The sequence below is a fragment of the Tardiphaga sp. 37S4 genome (genome assembly GCF_021044645.1).
Lineage (GTDB): Bacteria > Pseudomonadota > Alphaproteobacteria > Rhizobiales > Xanthobacteraceae > Tardiphaga > Tardiphaga robiniae.
Window position 1 is genome coordinate 5,880,660 of the sequence record NZ_CP088008.1, and the last position, 17,948, is coordinate 5,898,607.

Consider the following 17,948-nt stretch of genomic DNA (forward strand, 5'->3'; position numbering starts at 1 on the left):
TCATATAAGCGGCGTTTTAGGACGTTTTGTCTTGAGGGAGCGAACACATGCAGCGCATCGGCCTTGTTGTTTCCCCGGGGTGCTCGCCCATCAGCCTTGCGGCGATGTCGGTCTTTGAACTGGCCAATATGCTGACCGATCCGCCCACCTATGATCTGCATGTGTTGTCGGAGCGGGGCGGTCAGGTCGGCACCTCGCTGGGCATGAGTTTGACCACCGAACCGTTCAATGCGGCTGATGCCTATGACACGCTGATCATTGCCGGCGGTCTGACGGTCGAATCCGCGACGCCCGGCCTGATCGATTTCGTACGACAGGCGCCCAAACATGCGCGGCGTGTTGCGTCTATCTGTATCGGCGCCTTCGTGCTCGCCGAAGCCGGCATTCTCGATCAACGGCGCGCGACCACGCACTGGTTCTATGCGCGCGACATGCAGAAGCAATTTCCGAAAGTGAGGGTCGATGAAGACCGCATCTTCGTGAATGACGGTCCGGTCTGGACCTCGGCCGGCATGACCGCGGGCATCGATCTCGCACTGGCGATGGTCGAGGCTGATCTCGGCGAGGACGTCGCACGCAACATCGCGAAAAAGATGGTCGTGTATCACCGCCGTGCCGGCGGTCAGTCGCAGTTTTCCGCGCTGCTGGAATTGGCGCCGAAGTCGGACCGTATCCAGAAGGCGCTCGCTTTTGCGCGAGACAATCTGCAAAAGCCACTGACAGTGAATGATCTCGCCGATGCTGCGAGTCTGAGCCCGCGGCAGTTCAGCCGCGCCTTTCACGCCGAGACAGGCCAATCGCCCGCCAAGGCCGTCGAGCATCTGCGGCTAGAGGTCGCGCGGTTGATGATGGAGCAGAGCCGGCATCCCATCGACACCGTCGCGCAGCAGACGGGGTTTGCCGATCGTGACCGCATGCGCCGCGCATTTCTGCGCGCCTATGGCCAGCCGCCGCAGGTGATCCGCCGAAATGCGCGGTCTCAGATGGACGCGTGAGCAGAGAAGCTCTTCGCTTCCCCTCTCCCCCAGCGCGGCACAGCCGCGCGCCGCGGGAGAGGGTGCCTGAGCACAGCGAAGGCGGGAGAGGGCTCTTTCTAAAAGCTCGGTCCTTCCGGTCCGCACCACCCCCTCTCCCGTCTCGAACGCACTGCCGTGCGTTCGATCCACCCTCTCCCGCCTTCGCGGCTGCGCCGCGCGGGGGAGAGGGGATCAGAGCTCTGCTGCAAACAAAAAGCCCGCCTTCTTAACGAAGACGGGCTTTTGTTTGTCTGCTGACGGGCTTCACCCGATCTTGCGGCCGATATCCAGAAACTTCTGCCGGCGCTGCTGACGAATAGTCGCCGCGTCCATGCCGCGCATGTCGTTGAAAGCCTGGGCGATGGCGTCGCCGGTGATGGCAATCATGGCGGTGGGGTCGCGGTGGGCGCCGCCCGGCGGCTCTTTCAGGATGGAATCGATCACACCGAAGCGCAGCAGATCCTGCGCCGTGATCTTCATATTGGTCGCGGCTTCCTGCGCCTTGGATGAGTCGCGCCACAGGATCGACGATGCCGCTTCCGGCGAGATCACGCTGTAGATGGCGTGTTCCAGCATCAGCACCTTGTTGGCGGTGGCAATGGCGATGGCGCCGCCCGAGCCGCCTTCGCCGATGATCACAGCGACATTGGCAACGCCAAGGCCGAGGCAGGCATCGGTGGAGCGTGCGATGGCTTCAGCCTGGCCGCGCTCTTCCGCGCCGATGCCGGGATAGGCGCCGGCGGTGTCGACCAGCGACAGCACGGGAATGTTGAAACGGTCGGCCATCTCCATCAGGCGAACTGCCTTGCGGTAGCCTTCGGGGCGGGCCATGCCGAAATTATGCTTGAGGCGGCTCTCGGTGGTGTTGCCCTTTTCCTGGCCGAGCACGCAAACGCTCTCGCCGCGGAAACGGCCGAAGCCGGCCACCAGCGCTTCATCCTCGCCGAACTTGCGGTCGCCGGCGAGCGGCGTGAATTCGGTGATCAGCGCTTCCACGTAATTCATGCAATGCGGGCGCTGCGGATGCCGCGCGACCTGGGTCTTCTGCCACGGCGTCAGGTTCGCATAGAGCTCGTGCAGCGCGGCGACGGCCTTGTCCTCGATGCGCACGATCTCTTCGCCGATGTCGCTGCCGCTGGCGGCCAGCGTGCGCAATTCATCGATCTTGGAATCCAGCTCGGCGACGGGCTTTTCAAAGTCGAGATAGCTGCGCATGGGTTCGGACATTCACTGGATATGGGAAGGACGGACGGCGGGCGAAACTGCCGGTGAAGGCTTTTCAAGTCAATCGGGGCTGCAAGTCAAGCCGCGAAGGTGTCATTTACTTTGAAAAATCAAAGAGATATTTCAACGTTCAAGCGCCTTTTTATGACGTTTCCATTGCTGTGTTGCGCTTGCGGCGATGCCACCACCAGATGGTGGCGCCGGCCAGCACGGCCGCCACGATCACGGCCTGAATCCAGTAGTGTTTGGCTTGGCCTTCGAGGCCGGCAATGCCGCCATAGCGGTCCAGCACCGACACTGCGAGCACGCCGGGTAACACGTGCGCCGGCGCCCAGAGCAATGCTGCGGGGATGTTTACGGCATAGAATTTCGCCGGTGCGGTCCCCAATGCTCCGGCCGTGACCGGCACGAAAGCGCGGATGGGCGGAACGAAGCGGCCGAGGAACACGGCCAGCGTGCCGAAGCGATGGAAGAAGGCCTCGCTCTGCGCCACCACGCCCGGATAATTCGAAAGCGGCCACGCGTCGAGCAGTTGTCGTTGCCGGACATGCCCGATCCAGAATGCGCTCCCGTCGCCGAGCACGGCGCCCGCCACGGCGGCCGCCAGCACCGCCACCAGATCGAGGTCGCCTGCCGGGATCAGGGCGCTCAGCGCCAGAATGATCGTGGTGCCTGGGATGAATGTTCCGAGCACCGGCACGGCTTCCAGCAAGGCAGCGAGGAAAATAGTGAGGTAGCCCAGCCAGGCATGCGCGGCGACAAAATGGGTCAGGGAATCGATGAAGGACGTCACGAAATTCCGATCCAGCGCGGGGTGCCTCAGCCAACTGACCGCATATATGATTGAAATGGCCGGCCGCGCCGTTCGATCCCCAAATACCGCTGCAAATTGATCGACCCGGAGCATCGGCTGATTCGCAGGGCAGACTTCCAAAAATTGCCGTTAGAACCTATCTCGATGATAACATTCGGGAACTTTGATGAAGAGCTGGGCTTTGTCCAGCCGCGGCTCTCTGATACGTTCCACAAAGCACCCCATCCGCAGCCATTACTAGACTGGTTTCGGGATATCCGGGACCACGGAGGATTGATGACCGCCGCCTCGACCAAACTGCAAGAAAAGACCGACGCGTTGATTGGCATTCCCGACAAGATGGTGTCGGTGCGCAAGTTGTTCGGCATCGATTCCGACCTCGAAGTGCCTGCCTTCTCCGAATCCGATCCGCATGTGCCGGACACCGATCCCGATTACCGGTTCGATCGCGCCACCACGCTTGCCATTCTCGCCGGCTTCTCGCGCAACCGCCGCGTGATGGTCACGGGCTTCCACGGTACCGGCAAATCGACCCATATCGAGCAGGTCGCTGCCCGCCTCAACTGGCCGTGTGTGCGCGTCAATCTCGACAGCCACATCAGCCGTATCGACCTCGTCGGCAAGGACTCCATCGTGGTCCGCGACGGCAAGCAGGTCACCGAATTCCGTGACGGCATTCTGCCTTGGGCGCTGCAGCACAATGTCGCGCTGGTGTTCGACGAATACGACGCCGGCCGTCCGGACGTGATGTTCGTCATTCAGCGCGTGCTGGAAGTCTCCGGCCGCCTGACGCTGCTCGACCAGAACAAGGTGATCAAGCCGCATCCGGCGTTCCGTCTGTTTGCGACCGCGAACACCATCGGTCTCGGTGACACGTCGGGCCTCTATCACGGCACGCAGCAGATCAATCAGGGCCAGATGGATCGCTGGTCGATCGTCACCACGCTGAACTATCTGGCGCATGACGAGGAAGTCGAGATCGTGCTGGCGAAGGCCAAGCACTATCAGAACCCCGAGGGCCGCGACATCGTCAACAAGATGGTGCGCCTTGCGGATCTCACGCGTAACGCCTTCGCCAATGGCGATCTGTCGACGGTGATGAGCCCGCGTACGGTGATCACCTGGGCCGAGAATGCCGACATCTTTAACGATATCGGCTTCGCGTTCCGCGTGACCTTCCTGAACAAGTGCGACGAACTCGAGCGTCCGCTGGTCGCCGAATTCTATCAGCGCTGCTTCAATGCAGAGCTGGCGGAAAGCTCGGTGAATGTGGCGCTGAGCTGATGTGATGGCGAAGGTCACCGTGGAGCGCACGATTGGAGCAACCAAGCGCGCGGTTCAAGGTGGCCTGTTTCGCTACAATGTCGAGAAGATGGGGAAGCAGAAGCACAAGAGCTTCGCCATCTCTTTGCGCGACAAGAAAGAGGTCGTCGGTGGCATTGTTGGCGAAGTCTGGATGACCGTGCTGTTCATTCAGCTCTTCTGGATCGATCAGCAGTTTCGCGGCAAGGGTCATGGCAAGGCGCTGATCGAATCGATCGAGGATCAAGCGCGAAACTTCGGCGCGGTGCGTGCCTATGTTGATACGATGAGTTTTCAGGCGCCAGACTTCTACCGCGCCTGTGACTATGAAGCTTTAGGCACCATCGATGGTTATCCAGGCGGCGTGACGCGCCACTGGTTTACCAAGGCGCTGTAGGGACTGGCGATGAGCACGACGACGACCAACAAATTCCGCCCCGGCTCCAAGGAAGCGCCGACCGAGCCGTTCAAGCGCGCGGTGACGTCGTGTTTGCGCGCCATCGCCAAAGCGCCCGAGCTTGAAGTGACCTTCGCGGCCGAGCGGCCGGGTCTCTCACCGGGCAAAGCCCGTCTTCCTGAACCCGCGCGAAAAATGAGCAAGCGCGACGCCGCCATCGTGCGCGGCCACGCGGATTCGATCGCGCTCAAACTCGCCTGTCACGATCCCAAGGTTCATCGCAAGCTGATGCCGGGCAATCCACAGGCGCGCGGCGTGTTCGAAGCCGTCGAGCAGGCCCGCGTGGAAGCGCTCGGGTCGCGCCGCATGGCCGGCGTGGCCAAGAACCTCACGGCGATGCTCGACGATCATTTCCATCGCGGCAAGTTCGACGAAATCACCGACCGCGCCGATGCGCCGTTGGCCGATGCGCTGGCGATGCTGGTGCGCGAGCGTTTGACCGGCATGGCGCCGCCGGCCGCCGCGAAGAAGATGGTCGACCTCTGGCGGCCGGTTCTCGAAGACAAGATCAGCGATCGCCTCGACCAGCTTGATCGGTTCGCGGAGAACCAAGCCAAGTTCGGCGATGCCGTGCATGACCTGCTGTCAGCGCTGGAGCTCGGCGACGATCGCAATGCCGAGCCGGATGACGAGGAGAGCGAGGACGACGAGCGCCAGGGCGAGAACGATCAGGCCGGTGCCGAAGGCTCGCCGGAGAGTGACGCGTCGCAGGAAATGAGCGCCGATCAGGCGCAGCAGTCGTCCGACGAAATGTCTGACAGCTCGATGGAGAGCGCGCAGGCGTCTGCATCGGACACGTTCGACGAAGACGGCGAGATGGGCGACGACGAAACGCCCGGCGAAGCTACGCGTCCGAATTCGCGCGGCGCGAACGAGCCGCGCGGTCCAGAATATCACGCCTTCGCGCCGAAATTCGACGAAGTCATCGCGGCCGAAGACCTCTGCGATCACGACGAGCTCGAGCGGCTGCGCTCCTATCTCGACAAGCAGCTCGCGCACTTGCAGGGCGTGGTCGCGCGCCTGGCCAATCGGCTTCAACGTAAGCTCATGGCGCAGCAGAATCGCGCCTGGGATTTCGACCTTGAAGAAGGCATCCTCGACCCCGCGCGCCTGTCGCGCGTGGTGACGGACCCGCATCATCCGCTGTCCTTCATGCATGAGAAGGAAGCGACCTTCCGCGATACGGTGGTGACGCTGCTGCTGGACAATTCCGGTTCGATGCGCGGGCGCCCAATCACCGTGGCTGCGACCTGCGCCGATATTCTCGCGCGGACGCTGGAGCGCTGCGGCGTCAAGGTCGAGATTCTCGGCTTCACGACGCGTGCCTGGAAGGGCGGGCAGTCGCGTGAGGCGTGGCTCGGCGCCGGCAAGCCGGCCAATCCCGGCCGCCTCAACGATCTCCGCCACATCATCTACAAGTCGGCGGATGCGCCGTGGCGCCGGGCGCGCAAAAACTTGGGTCTGATGATGCGCGAAGGTCTGCTCAAGGAGAACATCGACGGCGAGGCGCTCGACTGGGCGCACAAGCGCCTGCTCGGTCGTCCCGAGCAGCGCAAGATCCTGATGATGATCTCTGACGGCGCGCCGGTGGACGACAGCACGTTGTCGGTCAATCCCGGCAACTATCTGGAGCGGCATCTGCGCCACATCATCGAAGAGATCGAGACCCGCTCGCCGGTCGAACTGATCGCCATCGGCATCGGCCACGACGTGACGCGCTACTATCGCCGCGCCGTGACCATCGTCGACGCCGAAGAACTCGGCGGCGCCATCACCGAGAAGCTGGCTGAATTGTTCAGCGAAACGGCAGGGCCGGCACCGACCCATGGTCGGCGACGCAAGACGCATTAGGCTTTACAGGATGGGTTTTGCTTTGCTCTACCCATCCTCCAGGGCCATCGCTTGACCGCTCATCTCACCCGTCGTCACTTTCTTGCAGCCGCGGCTTCAGCAGCCGCGCTGCCGTCGCTTGCCCGTGCGCAGCCCGTGCCGGTGCCGGCAACGCCATCGGCGCGTGCGCCGGTGTCGATCGAGATCGAAGCGCGGCCGATCCCGGCTTTCGATACGCGTGATCGCGCGCATACAAGGTTCGGGTCGCTGCAATATCGCAGCGGATTGGTCCTGACGTCGCGCTACAAGGACTTCGGCGGCATCTCCGGTCTTCGCCTGGACGACAAGGGCGAGGGTTTCATCGCCATCAGCGACAAGGGCAACTGGTTCACCGGCAAGATCGCCTATAGCGGCGATACCATGGTCGGCATTGTCGATGTCGAGGCGGCGCCGATGCTGGGCGCCGACGGCAGGCCGATCACCGCGCGCGGCTGGTACGACACCGAGTCCATCGCGGTGGACGGACCGACGGTCTATATCGGCCTCGAACGCGTGCATCAGATCCTGAAATTCGACTTCGGCCGCGATGGCGTGCGCGCCCGGGGGGAGCCGATCCCGCAGCCGCCGGGCATGCGCAAGCTGCCCAGCAACGGCAGTCTCGAAGCGCTGGTGATGGTGCGCAGGGACAGGTTCAAGACCTCGCCGCTGGCCGGCATGCTGCTGGCGATCTCGGAGCGCGGGCTAGACAGCGCCGGCAATATTGCGGCCTGGATCATCGGCGGCAAGGTGCCGGCAAGTTTCTCGGTCCGCCGCACCAAAAATTACGATATCAGCGATGCGGCGCTGCTGCCCTCCGGCGATCTGCTGTTGCTGGAACGCAAGTTCTCGCTGTTCGGCGACACCGGCGTCCGCATCCGCCGCATTCCCCTCGCATCGATCGTGCCGGAGGCCGTCATCGACGGTCCCACCATCTTCGATGCGGATCTCGGCTACGAGATCGACAATTTCGAAGGGCTCGATGTCCATGTGACGCCGGAGGGCGACACAGTGCTGACGCTGATCTCGGACGACAATTTCTCGATGCTGCAGCGAACTCTGCTGATGCAGTTCACGCTGCTGGAATAGAGTCTTGGTTCTGACGCGTTTTCTTAATGCGAACCGGCATCCACTTCGCTCGAAAACGCTATGGGAGGTCAGGCCGCAGCCTCGGACTGCTTGGCCTGATGCGCGATCAACAGATCCCGCAATTCTGCTGCGGGCTTGGCGGGGCTGAACAGATAGCCCTGCATCTCGGTGCAGCCGAGCGCGCGCAGCAGCTCCTTCTGCCGGGGCGTTTCGACGCCTTCGGCCGTCGTCGTCATGTTGCGCGAACTGGCGATATTGACCACGGCCTGCACGATCGAGGACGACCCCTGTGCATCGGCGATATCGGTCACGAAACAGCGGTCGATCTTGATCTTGTCGAACGGGAAGCGCTGCAGATAGCTCAGGCTGGAATAGCCGGTGCCAAAATCGTCTAGTGCAATGCGCACGCCGATCTCGCGCAGCCCGTGCAGGATTTCCAGTGCGATCTCGTCGTCGCGGATCAGCACGGCCTCGGTAATTTCGAGCTCCAGTCGCCGCGCCGGCAGTCCGGACGCGGCGAGGGCGGAGGTCACCTTCAGGGCGAGCGACGCGCAGCGGAACTGGACCGGCGAGACATTGACCGCCACCCGGACGTCGTCGGGCCAGCTGGCAGCCTCGGCGCAGGCGGTGTTCATCACCCATTCGCCGAGCTCATTGATGATGCCGATATCTTCGGCGACCGGAATGAACTCGGCCGGGGAGATCATGCCGCGTTCGGGATGACGCCAGCGCAACAAAGCCTCGCAGCCGACGATGGCGTCGTCGCGCAGCGTCAGCAGCGGTTGATAATAGACTTCGAAGCCGCCTTTGGCGAAGCCGCCATCACCGGCGGCGTGACGCAGTTCAAGCTCCAGCGAGCGGCGGGCCTGCACCCGCGCATCCATTTCGGGCTCGAAGAAGCGGAAAGTGCGGCGGCCGTCGGCCTTGGCGCCATACATCGCAAGGTCGGCGTTCTTCAGCAGCGTATCGAGGTCTGCGCCGTCGCGCGGCGCCAGCGCGATGCCGATCGACGCGTCGGTGAGCAGGCTGTGGCCGAGACAATCGAATGGCTGGCGGATCGCATCATAGATGCGGCCGACAAGATCCGTGATATCGGAATGGCTCTCCACACCGGTCTGCACGATGGCGAATTCGTCGCCGCCGAGCCGCGCCACCACGTCGGAGCTGCGCACGCAGCCGCGCAGCCGCAGTGCAATGCCCTTGAGCAGTTCGTCGCCGACGGGATGGCCGAGCGAGTCGTTGATGCCCTTGAATTCGTCGATGTCGATATAGAGCACCGCGCATTGCGCGCCGCGCGCGACGCGCTTCAATTCGCGTTCGAGTTCGTTGCGGAACAGCGTGCGGTTCGGCAGGTCGGTCAGCGCATCGTAATGCGCCAGATGCGCGATCTTCTCCTCGGCATTGCGCCGCTCGGTGATGTCTTCATGGGTCGCGACCCAGCCGCCATCGGCCACCGGTCGCGACGAAATCTGGATGGTGCGGCCATCGGCGGTCTGCATGATCTGGATGTGCGACCGCCCGACGTCGGGCAACACTTCCGCCACATAGGCGTCAACGCTGCCAGCGAAGGAGCCCGTTTCCTTGCGATGTGCGATCACGTCGCGGAACGTACGGCCGGGTGTGATGACCTCGCGCGACAGTCCGTACATATCAAGATAGCGCTGATTGCAAACCACTACGCGCGCCTGCGCATCGAACAGCAGCAGGCCCTGTGTCATGTTGTTGATGGCGGTGTCGAGGCGGTTCTTCTCCAGCGTCATCTGCAACTGTGCTGCACGGTTCTGCCGCTGGATGTGACGGATCATCAGATATAGCAGGCCTGCCAGGATCAGGGCCGATAGCGTCGCGAGGGTCACGAGAAATTTGGTCTGGTCGCGCCAGTTGGCCAGTGTGCCCTCGACCGTCGTGGTTGCGACCAGCGCGACCGGAAAGTTTTGCAGCAGGCGGATCGAGCCGAGCCGATCGATATTGTCGATGGGGCTGACGGTGCGGATGGTTGCGGGCGCGTCGCTGAAGCGCAGATGCTGCAGCAGCGGGCCGCTATTGAAAACCTTGCCGATCGACGAGGGCGTCTGCGGGTATCGCGCCAGCAACGTGCCATTGCGGTGGAACATTGCGATGGTCCCGTTCTCGCCGAGCGAGACGGAGGCAAAGAATTTTTCGAATTGCTGCGGTTCGACGCTACGCGTCACGATGCCGAAGAATTCGCCCTTGGGCCCTGTAATGCGACGTGCGAACAGCGTTTTCCACCGGCCGGTGATGCGGCTCAGGACGGGCTGCACGATCTCTTCGTCCTGGGTGAAGGTCTGCGATTTGAGTTTCTGGAAATATTCGCGGTCGGCCAGCACCAGATCCGGCCCGGGCCAGGCTCCTGTCCAGTTGACCAGACGGCCTTCCGCATCGAGAACGGTGATGTCGTTGACGAATTCATCATCCACCTTCGACTTCAGCATCATGTGGGATTCGTAGCTCGACATGCTGCTGGCGAAGCTGTGGACCGACATCACGCCATTGGCGAGAAGATGAGCCGTGAGGCTCTTCTGGATGCGCTGCAGATCCTGGAATTGCTGATCGAAATGCCGGCTGAGCAGCAGCACGGTGTTTTCAAGTTCGCGATTGGAATTGTCGATCGTGCGCTGACGGAAATTGTTCACGGTCATCGCCGTGCCGGCGGCAATGGTGACGATCAGCACGGCGCCAACGAGCACGAGCCAGCGCACCGGCGCGCGGCGTGTCGTCGAGCGCCCATCGCCATGCTCGGCGGCGCCCGGCGCTGAAACGCGCACGTCGTTCGTCATTCGCCTCCCCAGCAGCCGCATGAATTCCTACCCCTCGTGCATAGGAATACCCGAGCAAGGGTGGAAGACGCGTTAGGAAGTCAGGTGAACCGCGGGTTAATTACAACCGTACAAATGGTATCTGCTTACGCCGCAAGGCTTTTCTGCTGCGGTGCGACCGGCCATGTCTGGTTGCGACCGTGCGCTTTTGCGGCATAGAGCGCACTGTCGGCATTGCTGATCAGGTCGTTCGACGTGGTCAGCGATGACGGCACGAGACACGCTGCACCGACGCTGATCGTCGTCGTGGTCATGCCGTCGCGCTCGAGATGGCCGACTTCGACGCGGATCCGTTCGCCGAGTTCGATGGCGTCGGCCAGGGAGAGGCCCGGCAGGATCAGCGCGAATTCCTCGCCGCCATAGCGCGCGGCGCAATCGCTGGCGCGTTTGGCATGCCGGGCGATGCTCCAGGCGATCCCGCACAGAACGAGGTCGCCGGCTTGATGGCCGAAATTGTCGTTGAACACCTTGAAGTGGTCGGCGTCGATCATCAGCAGCGAGATCGGTGCCCGGGCGCGCTGGGCGCGCTGCCATTCCTTATCCATCACCACGTCGAAATGACGTCGGTTGGCGAGGCCGGTGAGGCCGTCGGTCATGGCGAGGCGCGCCATCCTGTCTTCCATCTCGCCGCGCTTGCCCATCTCGCGCGCCAGGATCAGCATCAGCGCACAGGCGATCAGGCCGAGCGCGGCCATAGCGCCGCCGATCTGCAGCGCTTCCTTGCGCCACTGGCCGAAGATCACGTCGGTGGACCGCCCCACCATCACGATCAGCGGGTGCGAGCCTTCACGCCAGACAAAAAGACGCCGCACGCCGTCAGTGGCGGAATCGCCGATATGGAAGCCGGAGAAATAGGCCAGCGCTTTCTGTACGCCCGGGACCCGGCTGAGATCGCGGCCGATGATCTCCATGTCGAACGGTGCACGCATGATCAACACGCCGTCCTGCCGGATGACGGAAATGACGTCGTTCGGCTCGAGCTGCAGGCGATCGGCGATCTCGTGGAAATAGCTGTAGCGGATGAAGCCGGCGACGATGCCCAGAAAAGTTCCGTCGCGCGCCGCGATGCGGCGGCTCAGCACGATGCCGTAACTGCCCTGATGCAGCATCGGCTTGGAGATATAGAGGCCGAATAGCGGATCGCGCTTGTGGACCTTGAAGAATTCCTCATCGGCGAAATTCTGCGGCTTCGGATCCAGCGTCGACGAATCCAGCGTCACATTGCCGGCGACGTCCGTGACCTGGATGGCGCCGAAGTGGCGCGCGGTGGCGGCATGGTCGAACAGGATCAGTTGCCGCATCGGCCGCGAAATCTCGACCAGTTCCGGCTCGGTCATGTTGCCGACCACGTTGCGCAGCGAGAGGTCGTAGAGTTCCACATTGCGGGCGACATCGGCATCGATGCTGGAGGCGAGGTTGCCGAGTGTCTGGTGCGCCAGCTTCTCGTCGCCGCGCCGCATGCTCATCAGCACGCTGCCGCAGATGACTGTGAATCCGACAACGACGATCGCCGCAGCGGCCAGCAGCCAGCGCGGGGAGATCCGGCGGGTCGTCTCGGATGTATTACGGGCCAGCATTGGCTTTCGTCGATCAAAAAGGACTGCGTTACAATCACCGACGCATAGCATCAGAACCGGTAATTCTTTGACAGCTACGCGGTGATCAACAGTTTCGTTTCGCCGTTTTGTGACGGGCGGTTAATAGGATGTGAAAGAAATCGAGACGCTTTGGTCGGCGAATGCGCAAAAAGAAATATGGGCGTGCCGCGCAGGCACGCCCATAAGGTCGATAGGAACCTGGAAAGCGGGTTCCCGGGGTCACCGCATGGCGCCGGCCACCATGATGTCGCGGCCGGAACGATCAGCACTGTCGTCGCAGGTCAGCGCCACGGCGATGTCGGCGATGCCTTCGGTTGTGTGGTTGCGCGCAGCGGGCAAAGCGATGAACTGCCGGTTCCGCACGCTGCCGTCGAGCACGTCGATGGCGGCGGGTTCCTCCGGACCGAGCATGCCGGGCGCGATGGTGCTGACGCGGACGTTGCGCGTGCCATAGGCGCGCGACAGCCCGCGCGTCATGGCATCGATGGCGGCGTCGGCGCCGGGGTCCGGCAGTGATGCGGGCGCTGTCGGAATCCCGTCGAGCGCGGTGAGATTGACGATACTGCCGCCGGCGACGCCGAACATCCGCACCGCCTCCTGGCACAGCAGCATGGCGCCGAACACCTTCAGCTCGCGCTGCCGGTGCAACTCGTCCTCGGACACCACGTCCTCTATTTCGCTGCGCGCGAAGGCGCCGTTGTTGACGAGAATATCGAGCCGGCCGAAGGTCGCCGCGATCTCCTCATAGAGCCGCCGCACGTCCGGCCAGCGGGCGATGTCGCCCTGCACGGCAATGGCGCGGCCGCCGCGCCACACGATTTCGGCGACCACGCGCGCCGCGCCGCGGGGATCGTCCGCGTGATGCACGATTACTGCCGCGCCTTCTGCGCCGAAGCGCCGCGCAATGCCCGCGCCGATGCCGTCCGCGGCGCCGGTCACGAGCGCAACTTTTCCTGCCAGTCTTGTCATGGCATGTCCTTAGATCTGGATGATGTCTGTCTTGATCGTCAGTCGTGTGCGTAGATTTTGAGGCGGAATCGATCCGGGCGTGATCGCGCCCCGACAACAGTCTGGACGCGCAAGGCGGGGAGTTCGACCCGATACCCGTATGGCCTGGCAGATCCGAGGCCCGCGGGCGGCTCGCCGATCTGCTCTGTGGCTGACGCTGTTATCGCAAATGCAGCCGCGTCGGCGTTAGCGCGATCCTGCATCTGTTTTGCACGATCCTGCAAAAGTGATCCCGCAGCCATTTCCCTGCCACGGCACTGCACCTAGATACACGTCGGCATAAAAGGCCTGCCGCTTGAGGGGTTTGCGTGTGACCGAGACGATTCGTGAGATTGCCGACATCATTGCCCGTTACGCCGCCAATGGCAGCGACCATCCGACCGGCCTCGCCAGCCTCTATCTGAAGCGGCAGACCGAGCCGACGCAGCTCGTGCATACCGCGCAGTGGCCGTGTTTCGGCCTCGTGGCGCAGGGCGCCAAGCGGCTGCAACTGGGCACCGAGACCTACACCTATGCCGCCGGCGATTATGTGCTGGTGTCGCTCGATCTGCCGATGTCGTCCTGCATCGTCGAGGCCTCGGAAGCGCAGCCGCATCTCGGCATGGGCTTTGCCATCGATCCGCAACTGTTGAAGGAGGTGCTCGGCCGGTTCGGCAACGGCCATGCCGATGCGCCCGCCCATCCGCAGCTCCCCGAGCGCGGCGTCGTCGTTGCCAAGGCCTCCGCCGATCTGCTCGACGCCACGCTGCGGCTGCTCCGCCTGCTCGACCGGCCGCAGGACATTCCGGTGATGGCGCCGCTGCTCGAACAGGAAGTGCTGTATCGCCTGCTGGTCGGCCCTTACGGCGCGCGTCTGCGCCAGATCGCGCTGGCCGAAAGCCCGAGCAACAAGGTCGCCAAGGCGATCTCCTGGCTGCGCAGCAACTATGCCAGCCCGCTCCGCATCGAGGATCTCGCCGACCGCGTCGGCATGAGCGAGTCCTCGCTGCATCACAATTTCAAGACCGTCACCGCGATGACGCCGATGCAGTATCAGAAGCAGCTTCGTTTGCATGAGGCGCGCCGCCTGATGCTGGTCGAGCGTCTCGATGTCGGCAGCGCCGGCTATGCGGTCGGTTATCAGAGCCCGTCGCAATTCTCCCGCGAATATGCCCGGCTCTACGGCCAGCCCCCGATCCGCGATGTCGGCAGTGCGCGCGGCCCGGTACTCGGCGGCGAGGCCCGCGTCGCGGGGTGACGGCCTTCTTTACCTCGCCCCGCTTGCGGGGAGAGGTCGGCGCGAAGCGCCGGGTGAGGGGGACTTTCCGCAAGCTCCGCTGCCCTCGATTCGGCGACGCTGCCAACTCTCCCCACGTCATTGCCGGGCAGCGCGAAGCGAGCTTCGCTAGATGACCCGGCAATCCACCTTGATGGTCAAGCTCAGTAAAGATGGATACGCGGGTCAAGCCCGCGTATGACGTCGGAGTGTGAAGCGCGCGCGGCCACGCACGACAACGAAGCAACAACAAGGGAAACACATGATCTCTGCGGTGATCTTTGATTTCGGCGGGGTGATCACCTCCTCGCCCTTCGAGGCCTTTGCGCATTACGAGCAGAGCCATGGCCTGCCGAAGGACATCATCCGCCGCACCAATGCGGACAACCATTTCGAGAATGCCTGGGCGAAATTCGAGCGCGCCGAAATCGATCTCGCCACTTTCGATGCGCTGTTCGCCGCCGAGTCCAAAGCGCTCGGCGCCGAAGTGCCCGGCCGCGATGTGGTCAAGCTATTGAAAGGCGAGATCCGCCCAGAGATGGTCGAGGCGCTCCGCCGCATCAAGGCGGCGTTCAAGACCGGCTGCATCACCAACAACCTGCCGGCCAATGCCATGGGCTCCACCGATGGCCGCGCGCTCTATGTGGCCGAGGTGATGGTGCTGTTCGATCACGTCATCGAATCCGCCAAGATCGGCCTGCGCAAACCCGATCCGCGCATCTACACGATGATGACCGACAAACTGTCGGTCGATCCGAAACATTGCGTCTATCTCGACGACCTCGGCGTCAACCTCAAGCCCGCGCGCGAACTCGGCATGACCACGATCAAGGTGACATCCGCCGCGCAGGCGCTGGCCGAACTGGAAGCCGCGACGGGATTGAAGCTGACGTAAGCCGCGAACGCGGACAGCAGTGTTCCCTCCCCCTTGCGGGGAGGGTCAGGGTGGGGGTGCCCCAAGCTCTGATGTCACGTGTGGCACCCCCACCCCGGCCTATCGGCCGACCCTCCCCGCAAGGGGGAGGGAGTCTACCAGCCGCGGCGCGTCTCACTCACCAGCACTACACAAAAACAAACGGCGCGCTCATCGCGCGCCGCTTGCTCACTTCCCACCCGATCAGATAATCGAACGGTCCACATGGCGCACTTCGCCGGTGCGCGCATCGATGTCGACCTGGATCCATTTGCCGTATTGATCGCGGCCCTCGATCTCCCATTCGTTGTCGTCGAAATGGGTGTTCTGCACCGTCACCACGCCGATCCCCGACGCGATCGCCAGCGCATCCTGCAGCGTCAGCGGGCCGGATGGCACCGGCACCATGGCCGCGCGCGGCGCGGGCTGGCGCATATAGACATCGGCGGCGACAGCCGGCGCAGCCGCACCGAGCGCGCCCGCCAGTGCCAGCGGAAGCAAGGCCTTCGAAAATACGGCCTTCTTCAAAATCTGTTGCATCGAAATCTCCTCATCTGTCCCACGCGCCGCATGCGGCGCAACCGGGTTAAGAACGGTGCACGCTGCACTGCGTTCCCGGAGGAAATGAGGCGATTTGGTGCGGGAAAAGCGGTGATGCGCTATACTGGCAGCAGCACATCAGCACTCTCACGAATGAGATTTTTGGTCGAGGTCAGTGATGACAAAGAAAGCTGGCAAAGTGTTGGTGAAAAACCGCAACGTCCGCCTGACGGCGGAGTTGCTGGAAACTGCGCGTGACATGCACGCCAGCGGTCTTCTGACAGACGGTGTCCGTGACAAGATTACGATGCGTCACCGCCGGGGAGAGGTCGCGCGCTCTCGCGCGCGGGTGAGCGGCCTTGCGCTTACTCTGCTGCGCTCACCGCTGGCAGCGCGAACGTCTCGATTCGCGTGAGGTCGAGCTTGCCGGATGCCTGATCGATAGCGAAGCCCACCACATCGCCGTTGGCGTCGAGATCGACCACCAACCCTGCGACGATTTCCCGGCTCCTGGCGCCGGGCGCATCCTTCAGCGCGATATAGAGACTGTCAGGATTTTTATTCCGCTGAGATGTCGGAGCCTGGCGGGCCCGTTCGTCATGGATGTATCGGGCGGCGGAAGCTGCCCGCCGGACGACAACCGAAGTAACCGAGCCACAGGAAGAAGCCCATGCCCAGCACGATCCGTCTGCATCGCGTCATTGCCGCCAGGCCGCAGAAGCTCTATCGCGCGTTCCTCGAGCCTGACGCGATTGCGAGCTGGCTCCCACCCTATGGATTCACATGCACCGTCCATGAGCTGGATGCGAGGGTCGGTGGCCATCACAGGATGTCATTCCGGAACTTCACCACGGGCGGCAGTCACGCCTTTGGCGGGACCTATCTGGAGCTCGTTCCCGGTGAGCGTCTCGTCTACACCGACCGCTTCGATGATCCCAACCTGCCGGGCGAGATGAAGGTCACGGTGACGTTGAAGGCCGTGTCTGTCGGCACGGAGGTGAACATCGAGCAGCAGGGCGTACCCGACGTGATCCCGGCCGAGGCCTGCTATCTCGGCTGGCAGGAATCCCTGCGCAAGCTCACGAAACTGGTCGAGCCCGAGATCAACCAGTAGCGCCGTTGCTTCCGGAACGGCTTGGGGAAATTCAATCAACAGCAGGAAGGAGCGCCAGCCATGTCACTCGCCCGTGTCCAACATGTCTCCGTCTCGCTCGACGGTTTCGCCACCGGCGAAGGCCAGAGCCTTGACGCGCCGTTCGGCCATGCCGGCGAGCGGCTGCACCAATGGATGTTCGCGACCCGATGGGGTCGCCAGATGCTCGGCCAGCCCGGCGGCACGGCGGGCATCGACGACGCGTTCCTGCGGCTGTTCGCGCCCGGGATCGGCGCCGAGATCATGGGCGCCAGGAAGTTCGGTCCTCCCACATGGCATGAGGATCCGGACTGGAAAGGCTGGTGGGGTCCCAACCCGCCGTTCCATACGCCGGTCTTCGTCCTCACCCATCGTCCGCGCGCATCGATCGACATGGAGGGTGGCACGGTGTTCCACTTCATCGACGCTTCGCCTGCCGAAGCCCTTGAGACGGCCCGCGAGGCTGCGGCCGGCAAGGACGTGCGCATCGGCGGAGGTCCCACCACGATCCGCGACTTCCTTGCCGCCGGGCTCGTCGATCACATGCACATCGTGGTGGTTCCGATCCTGCTCGGCCGAGGCGTGCGCCTGTGGGATGGCGTGGAGGGTCTCGAGAAGGACTACGAGATCGAGACGACATCCTCTCCCGGCGGGGTCGCACACATGACATTCGCGCGAAAGCACAAACCGCTATGAGAAACGGCGCCAGAAACCGATCCCAAAATGCCATGTCGTCGAACTGCCGAAGGCGTTCGGTAACGGCGCGATCCACGACATGAGGAACCGATGGTCCGTTTGGCGTAGGGAAGTGCCGAGACCACCAGATCGATGATGAGCGTTTCGTCGCAGTCTGTGATCGGAATATTCGTAAAGCACCTCAGGTCGCGCCGGGGCAGC

16 protein-coding genes are annotated in these 17,948 nt (G+C 63.1%); 9 read left to right on the forward strand and 7 right to left on the reverse strand.

The genetic code is table 11. The features are described 5' to 3' along the window. Positions 1–47: 47 nt before the first annotated feature. On the forward strand, positions 48–995 hold the full coding sequence (locus LPB73_RS27930; RefSeq protein WP_231078889.1) for a GlxA family transcriptional regulator: 948 nt from the start codon (positions 48–50) through the stop codon (positions 993–995). 285 nt (positions 996–1,280) lie between these two features. Here the strand turns inward: LPB73_RS27930 and LPB73_RS27935 are convergent, their stop codons facing one another. Next, positions 1,281–2,243, reverse strand: a complete 963-nt coding sequence (locus LPB73_RS27935; protein ID WP_231078890.1) for an acetyl-CoA carboxylase carboxyltransferase subunit alpha — start codon at positions 2,241–2,243, stop codon at positions 1,281–1,283. A 139-nt stretch (positions 2,244–2,382) separates the two neighbouring features. After that, positions 2,383–3,033: a DedA family protein gene (locus LPB73_RS27940; protein WP_231078891.1), complete on the reverse strand. Its 651-nt coding sequence runs from the start codon at positions 3,031–3,033 to the stop codon at positions 2,383–2,385. A gap of 297 nt (positions 3,034–3,330) precedes the next feature. On the opposite strand from LPB73_RS27940, the gene cobS reads away from it, so the two are divergent. The 4 genes from cobS to LPB73_RS27960 are packed head-to-tail and all read left to right on the forward strand — an operon-like array spanning position 3,331 to position 7,768. Next, positions 3,331–4,338, forward strand: a complete 1,008-nt coding sequence (gene cobS, locus LPB73_RS27945) for a cobaltochelatase subunit CobS (RefSeq protein ID WP_068729504.1) — start codon at positions 3,331–3,333, stop codon at positions 4,336–4,338. 4 nt (positions 4,339–4,342) lie between these two features. Further along, positions 4,343–4,753, forward strand: a complete 411-nt coding sequence (locus tag LPB73_RS27950) for a GNAT family N-acetyltransferase (RefSeq protein WP_089267772.1) — start codon at positions 4,343–4,345, stop codon at positions 4,751–4,753. Between the two features lie 9 nt (positions 4,754–4,762). Then, complete coding sequence (gene cobT / locus LPB73_RS27955) at positions 4,763–6,664, forward strand: cobaltochelatase subunit CobT (protein WP_231078892.1); 1,902 nt, start codon at positions 4,763–4,765, stop codon at positions 6,662–6,664. Between the two features lie 51 nt (positions 6,665–6,715). After that, the gene (locus tag LPB73_RS27960) at positions 6,716–7,768 is read left to right on the forward strand and encodes an esterase-like activity of phytase family protein (protein ID WP_231078893.1); all 1,053 of its coding nucleotides are present in this window, start codon (positions 6,716–6,718) and stop codon (positions 7,766–7,768) included. A 68-nt stretch (positions 7,769–7,836) separates the two neighbouring features. On the opposite strand, the gene LPB73_RS27965 is transcribed toward LPB73_RS27960, so the two are convergent. The 3 genes from LPB73_RS27965 to LPB73_RS27975 all read right to left on the reverse strand — a co-directional run bounded on the left by LPB73_RS27965 (position 7,837) and on the right by LPB73_RS27975 (position 13,172). After that, positions 7,837–10,566, reverse strand: a complete 2,730-nt coding sequence (locus LPB73_RS27965) for a bifunctional diguanylate cyclase/phosphodiesterase (RefSeq protein ID WP_231078894.1) — start codon at positions 10,564–10,566, stop codon at positions 7,837–7,839. Between the two features lie 125 nt (positions 10,567–10,691). Continuing rightward, on the reverse strand, positions 10,692–12,182 hold the full coding sequence (locus LPB73_RS27970; protein ID WP_231078895.1) for a sensor domain-containing diguanylate cyclase: 1,491 nt from the start codon (positions 12,180–12,182) through the stop codon (positions 10,692–10,694). A gap of 240 nt (positions 12,183–12,422) precedes the next feature. Further along, complete coding sequence (locus tag LPB73_RS27975; protein ID WP_231078896.1) at positions 12,423–13,172, reverse strand: SDR family NAD(P)-dependent oxidoreductase; 750 nt, start codon at positions 13,170–13,172, stop codon at positions 12,423–12,425. Between the two features lie 349 nt (positions 13,173–13,521). On the opposite strand from LPB73_RS27975, the gene LPB73_RS27980 reads away from it, so the two are divergent. Together LPB73_RS27980 and LPB73_RS27985 are read left to right on the forward strand one after the other, a co-directional pair. Then, positions 13,522–14,448, forward strand: coding sequence for an AraC family transcriptional regulator (locus LPB73_RS27980; protein WP_231078897.1), 927 nt, complete (start codon positions 13,522–13,524; stop codon positions 14,446–14,448). Positions 14,449–14,728: 280 nt separating this feature from the next. After that, entirely contained in the window at positions 14,729–15,361 is a 633-nt protein-coding gene (locus LPB73_RS27985; RefSeq protein WP_231078898.1) for an HAD-IA family hydrolase, read from the forward strand. A gap of 222 nt (positions 15,362–15,583) precedes the next feature. Here LPB73_RS27985 and LPB73_RS27990 read toward each other — a convergent pair whose 3' ends face one another. After that, positions 15,584–15,919: a PepSY domain-containing protein gene (locus LPB73_RS27990; protein ID WP_231078899.1), complete on the reverse strand. Its 336-nt coding sequence runs from the start codon at positions 15,917–15,919 to the stop codon at positions 15,584–15,586. A gap of 365 nt (positions 15,920–16,284) precedes the next feature. Then, a complete protein-coding gene (locus LPB73_RS29140) occupies positions 16,285–16,524 on the reverse strand; it encodes a DUF2283 domain-containing protein (RefSeq protein WP_349768816.1) in 240 nt (79 codons plus the stop codon). Between the two features lie 65 nt (positions 16,525–16,589). Here LPB73_RS29140 and LPB73_RS27995 point away from each other — a divergent pair, with 65 nt between their 5' ends. Next, positions 16,590–17,033 (forward strand): SRPBCC family protein, encoded by a 444-nt coding sequence (locus LPB73_RS27995; protein WP_231078900.1) that lies wholly within the window; start codon positions 16,590–16,592, stop codon positions 17,031–17,033. Between the two features lie 60 nt (positions 17,034–17,093). Further along, entirely contained in the window at positions 17,094–17,747 is a 654-nt protein-coding gene (locus LPB73_RS28000) for a dihydrofolate reductase family protein (protein ID WP_231078901.1), read from the forward strand. Positions 17,748–17,948: the final 201 nt, after the last annotated feature.